6 protein-coding genes are annotated in these 12,077 nt (G+C 68.9%); 4 read left to right on the plus strand and 2 right to left on the minus strand.

Annotated elements, in window-relative coordinates; translation table 11 throughout:
- Positions 1-256 precede the first annotated feature (256 nt).
- Positions 257-6,238 (plus strand): DNRLRE domain-containing protein, encoded by a 5,982-nt coding sequence (locus ACVN90_RS01845; protein WP_475100481.1) that lies wholly within the window; start codon positions 257-259, stop codon positions 6,236-6,238.
- A 90-nt stretch (positions 6,239-6,328) separates the two neighbouring features.
- The gene (locus ACVN90_RS01850) at positions 6,329-7,804 is read left to right on the plus strand and encodes a glycerophosphodiester phosphodiesterase family protein (RefSeq protein WP_475100483.1); all 1,476 of its coding nucleotides are present in this window, start codon (positions 6,329-6,331) and stop codon (positions 7,802-7,804) included.
- 233 nt (positions 7,805-8,037) lie between these two features.
- On the opposite strand, the gene ACVN90_RS01855 is transcribed toward ACVN90_RS01850, so the two are convergent.
- A complete protein-coding gene (locus ACVN90_RS01855; RefSeq protein WP_475100484.1) occupies positions 8,038-9,546 on the minus strand; it encodes a sugar transferase in 1,509 nt (502 codons plus the stop codon).
- 315 nt (positions 9,547-9,861) lie between these two features.
- Positions 9,862-10,980: a polysaccharide deacetylase family protein gene (locus ACVN90_RS01860; RefSeq protein ID WP_475100485.1), complete on the minus strand. Its 1,119-nt coding sequence runs from the start codon at positions 10,978-10,980 to the stop codon at positions 9,862-9,864.
- Positions 10,981-11,168: 188 nt separating this feature from the next.
- On the opposite strand from ACVN90_RS01860, the gene ACVN90_RS01865 reads away from it, so the two are divergent.
- Together ACVN90_RS01865 and ACVN90_RS01870 are read left to right on the plus strand one after the other, a co-directional pair.
- On the plus strand, positions 11,169-11,534 hold the full coding sequence (locus ACVN90_RS01865) for a hypothetical protein (RefSeq protein ID WP_475100487.1): 366 nt from the start codon (positions 11,169-11,171) through the stop codon (positions 11,532-11,534).
- Between the two features lie 26 nt (positions 11,535-11,560).
- Entirely contained in the window at positions 11,561-12,076 is a 516-nt protein-coding gene (locus tag ACVN90_RS01870; protein WP_475100488.1) for a glycine cleavage system transcriptional repressor, read from the plus strand.
- Position 12,077 lies beyond the last annotated feature (1 nt).

The following is a 12,077-nucleotide window of genomic DNA, read 5'->3' on the forward strand; positions in this document are numbered from 1 at the left end:
CGGTCGGCCGTTCCCGCCGCGGACGCATAGCACACTCGAGTGCCGCGGGACAAATCCTGGGCAGACAAAGCCGGAACTGCGATGTACAGTGTGCGTAGCATCGTCCCGAATGCCGAGTGCCGCACTCAGGGGAGAGTGTCAGGGCCCGCGACAGGGAACCCGACGGTGCTACTGGGAGGCCTGCGGACCCGACCGTGGGCGTTGGTGGGGAGCGTGACCTGTGGTCTCACGTATCTGGGTAAGTGTTGTTGCAGCCATGGCACTCGTCGTCGGCTTCGTCGCCGTGACGCCGTCCGAACGAGCCGCGGCCCTCTCGCCAGGCGTCCAGTTCAGCGCCGATGACCTGCCGACGTGGCAGACGAACGGGACGGTGTACGCGCTGGCGCATACGGCCGGCAGGGTCGTCGCCGGTGGGACGTTCAGCCAGATCCGTCCGCCCGAAGGGGGATCAGGATCGCCGATCGCCGCGAACGGTCTCGCGATCCTGGACGCCGAGACGGGCAACCCCGACAGCTGCCAGCTCAGCCTCTCGCTGGTCGGGGGCACGCCGGCGATCTACGCGGCCACCACCGCTCCCGACGGCAACAGCGTCTACATCGGCGGCAACTTCTCCAACGTGGGCGGTGTGTCGACAGGCCGCATCGCTCAGATTGACGTGCGCACCTGCTCCGTGACGAGTCTCCGGCTCCCGAGCATCTCCTCGATCGTGCACACGATCGCGGTGAAGGGCTCCACGATGTACTTCGGCGGCATGTTCCTCACGGTCGGCGGCGAGCCGCGCCAGCGCTTCGCCGCCGTCGACGTGACCACAGGTGCCCTGCTCCCCTGGACGGCGAACGTCGACGACATCGGCCGTGGCATCGGCGTCTCGCCCGACGGCTCGAAGGTCGCGATCGGCGGCGACTTCTTCAACGTCAACGGCGTGTACTCGCACTCGATCGCCATGGTCGACGCGGTCACGGGCGCGAACATCCGCACGTACCCGTCCGGGTTCATCGCGAACACGTCGGTGACCAAACACATCTTCAGCGGCGACGACGGCAAGTTCTACATCTCGAACGAGGGCAGCGGCGGCGGAGTGTTCGACGGGCGCGCGGCATTCTCATGGGCCACGGGTGACCAGTTGTGGCGCGACACGTGCCTCGGTGCCACCCAGATGACATTGCAGCTGCAGACGACTCTCTACTCCGTGAGCCACGGCCACGACTGCGGGTCGGTGAACGCCCAGCAGGACGGTACACGCCACTATTTCCTCGCGCAGAGCACCGTCAACGGGTCGCATTTCGCGTGGGATCCGAAGGCGAACGACGGCATAGGTGAGAACATCGGCCCGCGTGCGCTGGCCATCGCCACGGGCAGATCCGGCGGGCAGCAGTACATGTGGAGCGGGGGCGACTTCACGACGATCAACGGCGCGCCCCAAGACCACCTGACGCGCTTCGGAACGACCGACACCGGCAACCCGCCGGCGCCCGCCGTGTCTGCCGTCGCGCAGAGCAGCGGTGCGATCGATATCCGGATCCGCACCTCGATCGACGACGACGACTCTCAACTCACATATCAGGTGTTCCGCAACAACTCGTCGAGCCCGATCTGGAGCGGTTCCTCCTCGTCCGTGTGGTGGAACCGGCCGCAAGTGACGTTCGTCGACACCGACGTCGTCGCAGGGCAGACGTACACCTACCGTGTCCGCGCAACCGACGGCACGAACACCTCTGTCCTGTCGCAGGTGGCGACCGCCACGGCCGTCACTCCCAGCGCCGGTTACGCGGCATCCGTCCGCGCGAGCGCACCGGCGATCTTCTGGCCGGGGGATGCTGCGGCCTCGTGGCTGCAGGACGGCTCCGCCTCGACCACGAACACCAGTCGCGAACCCGGCGTCCTCGAGAACGGCGCGGCCCGGTCGATGGACACTCCCGTTGCGGGCGACCCCAGCGGATCTCTCGCCTTCGACGGAGCCGATGACTACGTCTGGCATCAAGGATGGGCTCCCGCGCCGACGACGTACAGCGTCGAGACGTGGATCAAAACGACGACCACTCGCGGCGGGAAGATCATCGGATTCGGAAGCGGGCGGCCCCGCACCGACAACGGTGCGACCGTGCTCAGCGGGAGCTACGACCGGCACCTCTACATGACGAACACGGGTCGCGTCCTCTTCGGCGCCTACACCGGGTCGACCGTCACGCTGACCTCGCCCACCGCGTTGAACGACGGATCGTGGCACCACATCGTCGGCACGCAGGGTTCCGGGGGCATGTCGCTCTACGTCGACGGCGTCCGCGTCGCGCAGAACACCAACTCGGTAGCGCAGGCGTACTGGGGCGTGTGGCACGTCGGCGGGGACAACCTCTCCAGCTGGCCGAACCGCCCGACGAGCAACTTCTTCGCGGGCCTGATCGACGAGATGGCCGTCTACTCGACCGTCCTCACCGCGGGCGCCGTGGCCGACCACTACCAGGCGGCGGGTCGAAACCTCGGCCTGAACCAGGCACCGGCCGATGCGTACGGCACACGCGTCTTCGGCGCCGAACCGACGCTCTACTGGCGCCTCGGCGAGGCGACCGGCACGGCCGCTGCCGACGCCGCACGCTTCGGAACCTACCCGGGGACGTACCGGACCGGTGTCACCAAGGGCCAGCCCGGCATCATCCCCGGCAACACGGCGGTGACGACGCCTGGCACCAACCTGGGTACGGTGGCGACTCAGGCCTCGCTCACTCCGTCGACGACGTTCACAGGTGAGATCTGGTTCAACACGACGACCCCCGGCGGCAAGCTGTTCGGGTTCGAGAACGTGCAGAACGGCAACGGCACGAGTTACGACAAGCACCTGTACATGACCTCGGGCGGCAACCTCGTCTTCGGCTCGCGGGTCGGCTCGAGCAACGTGGTCGTGACCAGCCCGCTGGGCTATGCCGACGGCACCTGGCACCAGGCGGTCGGGGTCCTCGACTCCTCGGGCCGCAAGCTCTACGTCGACGGCGTGCTCGTCGCGCAGAGCGCCGTCACGGGCGCCGAGACCACGAACGGATACTGGCGGATCGGCGGCGGAAACCTCACCAGCTGGCCGAGCGCGACATCGAACTCCTACTTCCGTGGGGCGCTCGACGAGTTCTCGCTCTACAGCAGCGGACTGAGCGCCACCGAGATCGCGCGGCACTACGCGCTCGGAGTACAGGACGTCGCACCGCCGAGCAGTCCGTCGGGACTCGCGGCGACGCATGGCGCCGGCGGGGTGGACGTGTCGTGGACGGCGTCGACCGACAACACCCGCGTGCTCGAGTACCGCGTCTATCGCGGCACGACGGCCGACTTCGTCGCTGATGCCGATTCGTTCCTCTCGACCACGGTGACGACCTCGTATCACGAGGAGGCTCCGGCGCTGGGCACCTACTACTACCGCGTGACCGCGGTCGACGGTGCCGAGAACGAGAGCGCACCCTCGTCGGCGAGGCAGCTCGACGTGACCGACATCGACGCGCCCACCACGCCGGCCAGCGCGGCCGCGACCCAGGTCGGTGCGGACGGCGTGACCGTCACGTGGGCGCCTTCGGCCGACAACGTCGACGTGACGGAGTACGCGGTCTACCGCGGCACGACGTCGGGATTCGCGATCGTCGACGGGACGCTCGTGGGGACGGTCGCCGGCACGTCGTTCAGTGAGAGCGGACTCTCGGCGGGCGCGAAGTACTACCGCGTCGTCGCGAGGGATGCAGCCGGCAACGCCAGCCCGCCCTCCGACACGGCCGTCGTGACCATCGTCCCGCCGGATGTGACCGCTCCGAGCACGCCGGGGAACTTCACCGCGACGCTCTCGAGTGGAACCAGCGTGACGTTGTCGTGGGATGCCTCGACCGACGACCGTGGCGTCAGCTCCTACGTCCTGTACCGGAGCCTGACGGAGGGTTTCACGCCCAGCGCTGGCAACCGCATCGCGGAAGTCACGACGCCGGGTCACGTCGACACCGGTCGCGCCGCCGGCACCTGGTACTACAAGGTGACGGCACAGGATGCGACGGGCAACGTCAGCGCCGCAGCATCCGCATCGGTGACGGTCCAGCCGCCGTCGCAGGCGGTCGAAGTGACTCTCACGCCCACCGAGGATGCGATGGTGGCGCAATCCGCGCCGACGACCCTCTACGGCTCGTCCACCCAGCTGTCTGCGCGGGGCACCGGCGGCACGATCGAGTCGTTCATCCGGCTGCAGCTTCCGGCGGCACCGGCGGGGACGGTGCTGACCAGCGCCGTGCTGTCGGTCCGCACCTCGAACGACAGCACTGCCGCCACGGCGGACTCTCCTCAGTTCCGGCTCGTGACAGGCGCCTGGAGCGAGGACGCCGTCAACTGGAACAACCGCCCGACGGCGACCGCGACCGGCGTGCTCGGTTCGCTCACCGGTGCGACGGCGCTCAACACGCCCTACATCGTCAGCCTCGGCGCTGACGGACTGACCTCCTTCCTCGGACAGACGGTGACCCTGCGCATGTCGGGCATCACCGGTGACAACGTGCGACTGTGGTCCGCCGAGGCGACGTCGACGGCCTACCGGCCATCCCTGCGGCTGACGTTCACACCCGTTTCGGGCCCCGACACGCAAGCGCCGACCGTGCCGACAGGGCTCGCCACCACCGTCGCGAACAACGCGGACGTGACAGTGACCTGGTCGCCTTCCACGGACAACGTCGGGGTCACGGGTTACTCGGTGTACCGAGGAACGACAGCGGGCTTCGTCGCCGACGCCGCCTCGAAGATCGCCGACGTGACGGCCCCGTCCTACACGGACAACGGTCGTACACAGGGAATCTGGTACTACAAGGTGACGGCGAGGGATGCCGAGAACAACGTGAGCGCGCCCTCCGCGAGCACCTTCGCCACCATCCTCGCCAACGGCGGCACTCCGGTCGAGATCACGGTGCCGATCACCGACGATGCGATGGTCGCGCAGTCTGCTCCCACGACGCTCTACGGCACGTCGAACCAGTTGTCGTCCCGCGGGACCGGAGGGACGATCGAATCGTTCCTCGCCGTGCCGCTCCCGGCAGCTCCCGCCGGCACCACGCTGACCGGGGCCGTCCTCTCGGTGCGGACATCGACGGACAGCACGGCCGCGTCCGCGTCCGCCCATGACCTCCGGCTGATGTCCGGAGCCTGGACCGAGGCCGCGGTCAACTGGAATAACCGTCCCCAGACGACGACGTCGGGCGTGCTCGGCAGTCTCACGGGCGCGACGGCGCTCAACACTCCGTACACGGTCCCGCTGAGCCCGGAGCCGCTTGCGGCGGCCCTCGGTCAGACGGTGACGCTGCGGATGTCGAGCGCGGGCGGCGACAACGTCCGGCTGTGGTCCGCGGAGGCGACATCGGCGACGTACCGGCCGTCGGTCAGGCTCACGTTCACACCCGTCGCGGGCCCGGACACGGAGGCGCCCTCGGTGCCCGCGGGTCTCGCTGCGACCGTGGTGAACAACGCCGACATCAACCTCACGTGGTCCGCATCCACCGACAACACCGGCGTCACCGGCTACACCGTCTACCGCGGCACCGCGGCGAGCTTCACCGCCGACGCCTCGTCCCGGCTCGCCGATGTGACCACGACGTCCTACGGCGACAGCGGGCGCCCCACCGGCACCTGGTACTACAAGGTGACCGCGCGGGATGCTGCGGGCAACGTGAGCGCGGCTTCGGCGGCCGCTTCGGGGACCATCACCCCGCCGGTCGTACCGCCCGTCGTGCAGACGGTGGTGACGACGGCCGACACGATGGTGGCCGCCAGCAACCCGACGGGGCTGTACGGCACGACCAACCAGCTGTCGTCGCGATTCAACACCGCGATCGAATCGTTCATGTCGTTCGCGCTCCCGGCAGCGCCGGCAGGGATGCAGCTGACGAGCGTCTCGCTCGCCGTACGCACGTCCACGGACGCCACCGCGGCATCGGCCGACACCCATGTCTTCCACCTGATGTCGGGCGCGTGGGACGAGACGACGACGACGTGGAACAACCGGATCACCCAGACCGCCTCCGGTGCCATCGGTCAACTGTCCGCCGCCGCCGCCGTCAATACCGCCTACACGGCGACCCTCAGCGCGGCGGATCTTGCCGGGCTGGCCGGTCAGACGGTGACGATGCGGATGTCGAGCGTCGCCGGCACGGACAACGTCCGGATCTGGTCGCGAGAGGCGACCAACCCGGCGTACCGTCCGACCTTGACGCTCACGTACACGGCGGTGCCGTAAGTCCGCAGCCGGTCCGGGCCGCTTCCTCGGTGAAGGGCTGGGCCCGGGAGTCTCACGAGGAACGGGGGAGACGCGATGACACCTTCTCCGATGTCGCGTCGCGCATTCCTGGTCGTCGGGCTGTCGACCGCGGTCCTGGCGGGCTGCTCGGCCCTGCCAGGGCAGAGAACCACCCCGAGTGCGGTGCCTCCGAACCCCTCGCCGACGATCTCGCCCACGCCCACCCCCTCACGGGCGCCGGCTCCCTCCTCGGTTGCCGAGCTTCTCGCTCGGCCGAGGTTCTACGTCGGCCACCGCGGCAGCGGTGACAATTGGCCGGAGCACACCCTCGCCGCCTACCGGAACGCGCGCGCGGCCGGTGCCGACGCGATCGAGATCTCGGTCTGCTCGACCTCGGACGGCGTCCTCGTGTGCCATCACGACCTGTCGGCCGAGCGAGTGCTCGGCGTCGACAAGAAGATCGGCGACATGAGCTGGAGCGAAGTGAGCGCCCTCGAGGTGGACGCGCGGACCTGGCTCGGCGTCAACACCCCGCTGGAGCCGGTGTCGAGGCTCGAGGACGTGCTGCAGGCGCTCGGTCCGGACGCGCTCGTCTTCATCGAGGACAAGCAGGGGACGAACACGAAGCCGCTCCTGGACACCCTCGATGCGCAAGCGCGTCCGACGGAGCGCTTCGTATGGAAGCAGTGGGCGCCCGCCGCTCAGGTACGCGCCGCGAAGGAGCGAGGCTACCGTGCCTGGGGGTACTTCGACACGGCCGAGCTCGATCGCCTGGAGGAGTTCGCGGCGACCTTCGACATCCTCGGGGTGCCCACCTCATCGCCCGATGAGATGATCCAGCAGGTCGTGGGCACGGGCATCCCGGTGATGTGCTGGGAGGTGCGGTTCCATGATCAGGTACAGCGGCTCGCCGACCTCGGTGTCAAGGGAATGATGTGCTCCAACGTCGCCTACCTCGTCGACGGCCTGTCCGCGGACCGGGACACCTTCGCCACAGGGAGACGAGCAGCAGGAGACCTGCCCTCGGCGATCGACACCCTCGGCTGGTCTTCTCAGCCGTCCTTCGTCCCGTCGAGAGAGTCCCTCCGCATCCAGAACGCGACCGCGACCAGCTACCTGATGGGTTCGCTCGCCGCCGCCGGGAAGAGGCTCCGCCGTCTGGATGTGACCATCGCATGGCCGGATGCCGTCCCCCCGAAGGGGACCGTCGGGGTGGTCTTCGCCTTGAGCGGCGACGCCCCGGGCGGACAAGGAGATCGTGGCGACGCCACCGGCTGTCAGCTGACGCTCGGCGTCGACGGCACGGTCGAGATCGCGCCGTACGAGCAGGGAGTCACGCGATCGGCCGTGTCCACCGGGAGGGTGGATGCGCCCGCCGCGGGCTCGGCGATACGTCTGCGGATCGATGTCGATGACGACCATGTGCGCGTAACGGTGGGTGACCGCACCCCGGTCGATGCGGTCCTGGCCGGGGCCGCTCTGCGGGGGCCGTGGCTGCGTCTGTTCAAGGACTACAAGACGGATCAGGCGGTCGAATTCTCCGGGCTGCGGGTCGTCTCGGAGTAGCCAGACCCACCGGATGGTCTGTCCGGCATGACACCGGGGGTGTATTCCGTTGCGGGAATCTGGCTCGTCCGACGCCCAGGGACCCGCGGCCACGCCCGCTTGGGGGAACGGGCTCACCGTTGCGCATCAACCGCCGGGATGCACCCGACGCGGAGCGACCGGCGTGTGACCGCGGATCCGGTTGTTGGCGGCCGGCGACGCCGTTGTCGCCGGCCAAGTCTTCCGAAGGGACATCAGTAGGCCCCCTTCGGTGCGATCATCACGTGCGCGGTTCGCCACATGATCATGAGGTCGGTCGCGATGGACCAGTTCTCGACGTAGCGGAGATCGAGACGGACGCTGTCGTCCCACGACAGATCGCTGCGCCCGCTGATCTGCCAGAGCCCGGTGATGCCGGGCTTGATGTACAGCCGCCGATAGACGGTGCCGTCGTACGACGTCACCTCCGCAGGCAGCGGCGGACGCGGTCCGACGATGCTCATGTCGCCGCGGAGCACGTTGACGAACTGCGGCAGCTCGTCAATGGAGAACCTCCGCAGCACGGCGCCCACGCGCGTCACGCGAGGATCGCTCTTCACCTTGAACAGCGGTCCCGCGCCCTCGTCTTCGGCGAGCAGCTCACCGCGGCGCATCTCGGCGTCGGCGACCATTGTGCGGAACTTCAGCATCCAGAACTGCCGCCCGTCGCGGCCCACTCGCAACTGGTGGAACAGCACCGGCCCGCGGGAATCCAGCTTGATGGCGATCGCCACGAAGGGTGCGATGAGCACGATCGGCACGAGGGCGAGCAGAGACAGCACGACATCCATCCCGCGCTTGATGGCGTGGATGCCGCCTTCGAACTCGGGGATCTTGACCTGCACGAGCGGCAGTCCGTCGAGAGGCCGAAGCGACAGGCGAGGCCCAGCCACGTCGGTGAGCCGGTTGCACAGCACGAGCTCGGCCGCGCTGCCCTCGAGTTCCCACCCCAGTCGCCGCACGAAGTCGCGGTCGTTCTCCGGCGTGCTGGCGACGACGATGGCATCGGCGCCGGCCTGGCGTCCGTACTTCGCGGTGAGGCGGATCGACCCGATCACCGGGTAGTGATGGTCTTCGATGTCGATGGGGTCGAACACCCCGTCCGTCGTCGTCGCGCCGATGACCATGTACGCGTGGTGGGGGTCGTGGGTGAGCTTGTCGATGACGTACTCCACGTCCTCGCGGGTACCGGCGACGATGACGCGCGAGACGCATTCGCCCCGCTCGCGCTCGTGGATCAGCCACTTGCGCCACAATCGGCGGGTGAGCACGAGGGCGACGAGCCCGCACGGCAGCGCGACGATGAGCTGTCCGCGCAGGCCGGGCAGCTGCGCGAGGATGAACACGGTGGACAGGATGCCGAAGGCGAAGCCCGTCGCGTGCCCGAGGCGCATGTACTCGGCCGCACCCGCGCCGAGCACGGACGGCTCACGGGTGCGGGCGAGCCACAGCAGCGTCATCCAGGCGCAGATGACGAAGACGCCGATGCGAGCCGGCCCCGCGAGCGCGGTGGGGGGCACGACGCCTCCCGTTTCGAAGACGATCGCGGCGATGACGGCCGCGGTGACGCAGGCCGCATCGGTTGCGACCAACCGTCGCCGGTAGCGCCGCTCCCACAGGTGGCGGCGCTCCAGCGACGGCTGTACGCGCGGGGCGATCGCGTCGGGAAGGGTGTCGAGAATCGGGCGCGTCAGGGGTGGACGTCGGAGGAGCGTTCGGGTCACTCCTCCGGCGCCCGTTGGCGCCGCGGCAATCGCGGTCGGCTTCAGACCGCGGTCCACCGCGCGCACGACGACGCGTCCCTAGCAGACATGTACTTCCCCAGTCGGACGGCACGACGACATCGTCGAGCAGACCAACCCCAGTGCGCAGACCCGGCCGGGTTGTCGGGTCGAGAGGGAACGTTGGTTTCGGGTACCGCGCCCCCCTGCGCCCTGTAAATGTACTGCGGCGACGGCCTGACCGGAAGAGCTTTCCCCGGAAAACTTGACACACCTTAAGGGAAACCGGTATTGGGGCTCAGGAGTGGCCTTCCGGCATCACCCGATGAGGTTGATCAGCGCGTCCAACCCCATGCCGTAGTTGATGCGCACCGTCGGCAGCGCGAGCTTGTCGGTGCCGATCGTGACATAGCCGGGCTCGATCGTGCGGGCCATCTCCCAGCCCGCCTGACGCAAGCCCTCTTTCGCGGTGTCGTTGTAGTGCCCGAACGGGTAGGCCATGATCTCCTTGACCCCGAGCACGCCGTACGAGGCCTCCATGTCGGCGACGATCTCGGGCACCGACAGGTTCGTGATGAGCCCGTCGCCGTTCGCGCCCGCGCGGTGCATGTCGTGGGTGTGCGAGCGCCGCAGCACGTAGACGTTCGGCGGCGGATCCTGACGGTAGGCCGTGATCATGAACGAGGTCGTGAGCACCTTGTACTTGTCGACCACGGGCACCGCGAGGTCGAACCATGTCTGGTCGGCGTCGTCGTCGGTGACGATCACCGAGTGGGTCGGCAGGAACAGGCGCCCGTCGATGAACGCCGACAGCTCGTCCCACGTCGGCAGGTAGAACCCCGTGGTTGCGATGTGATTCATGTGCGCGTCGAAGTCGCCGATGTAGGCGTAGTTTCCGCGCAGCCATCCGCTCTCGCCCTGGGGGTTGGCGGTGAACTGGTGGTACATCAGGATCGGGATGCGCGCGTCCTCGGCCATGTTCTGCTCGGGGCTCATCCACGCACCGTGCAGAGTCACACGCTGATCGGTGCACACGACGGGCTCGGAGCCGTTGACGCGTCCGGGGATCGCGAAGGCCGCGGCATCCGCCGGGGTCGCGTACCAGCCCGCGAACACGAGCCCGTCTCGCGAGGGGATGGGGAGTCCGGCGTACAGCGCCCCCTGCGTCTGCAGCATGGGTGCGTCGGCGATGCCGTCGCCGGCGAAGCTCACCGCGCACGCCGCGGGGTCGGTGCTCGACGCGAGCAGCTGCTCTTCGGGGGTCAGCGGCGTCGGGGTGGGCGTGGGTGCTGCCGACTCGGTGGCCGAGGGCGCAGCATCCGTGTTCCCATCCTCCGCGCCCGCTCGTGCGAAACCGATCGCCGCCACCGTGCCGCCGATCACGGCGAGCAGCACGACGGCGCCCGCGATGCCCGCGAACAGGCGCCGGCGACGCACCCGCGCTGACGGTCGTCGGGCGGGAGGTGTGCCGAAGCTGGCCATACGACTCCCCGCGTCCGGACCGCGCATCCCCACGTGCGATCTCTGAGGGGATGCTACCCGGATGCTGCGGCCCGCCGCCCCACCGCGGCGCGGGTTGTGGATGATCCGCGTCGCCTCGGGACGATTCGCTACGCTCGGGTCCCATGCTGCCTGCGGACTGGATAGAGCACCGTCGCGCCGACGGCGAGATCCTGGGATGGATGCTCGCCTCCGGCGACGGCTTCCGCGTCTTCGATCTGCTCGGTCGGGAGCGCACCCCTGAGGACGCCGGCGACCTCGAGTGGCTCGCCGCCGAGGAGCTCCTCGAGGACCTCGGCATCGGCTATCTCGCCGACCAGTGGACCCTGCGCCTTCCCGACGGCACCCAGCGCCCCGTCCGGATCGCCGAGGCGAGCGCTCGCGGCGTCACCGTCGTCGCCGACGAATACGGCGCCGCCTCCGCGGTCGGGGCTGACCCCGAGCGCTTCCACCTGCCGTTCCCTGCCCCGGACGAACTCCTGCCCCGCTGACGCTCCGGCCTCGCTAACCTGACGCCATGACGATCCTCGTGCTCACCCTTGTCGGAGGCGATCGCGCCGGTCTTGTCGCGGCCGTCGCCGATGTCGTCGATCGCCACGGCGGCAACTGGGAGAACAGCCAGCTCGCCGAGCTGTCGGGAGTGTTCGCCGGGGTCGTCGAAGTCTCCGTCGCCCCGGCGCGGGCGGACGAGCTCCGCGAGTCGCTGTCGGTGCTCGACGGGCTGCTCTCCGTGACGGTGAACACAGGCTCCGAGCCTTCACCGCAGGATGCCGCGATGCGTCCGCTCGCCCTGCAGGTGATCGGCAACGACCATCCGGGCATCGTCAGGGAACTGACGACTGTCCTGCGCTCCCACGACATCAGCATCGAGCGCATGACCACCGAGACGCGGGAGGCGGCCATGTACGGCGGCCGGCTGTTCGAGGCGACGGTCGTCGCCCGGATCCCGGCATCCGTCGACCTCGCCGCCCTCACCCAGGAGCTCGAGCGCCTCGCGACCGAGATCCAGGTCGACGTCACGCTCGAGCCCTGAC

The organism is Microbacterium sp. F01, assembly GCF_056156365.1.

What these genes read in the sequence shown, in the direction of transcription:
- ACVN90_RS01845 (WP_475100481.1), top strand. Translation starts at nt 257, where the DNA reads ATGGCACTCGTCGTCGGCTTCGTCGCCGTGACGCCGTCCGAACGAGCC.
- ACVN90_RS01850 (WP_475100483.1), top strand. Translation starts at nt 6,329, where the DNA reads ATGTCGCGTCGCGCATTCCTGGTCGTCGGGCTGTCGACCGCGGTCCTG.
- ACVN90_RS01865 (WP_475100487.1), top strand. Translation starts at nt 11,169, where the DNA reads ATGCTGCCTGCGGACTGGATAGAGCACCGTCGCGCCGACGGCGAGATC.
- ACVN90_RS01870 (WP_475100488.1), top strand. Translation starts at nt 11,561, where the DNA reads ATGACGATCCTCGTGCTCACCCTTGTCGGAGGCGATCGCGCCGGTCTT.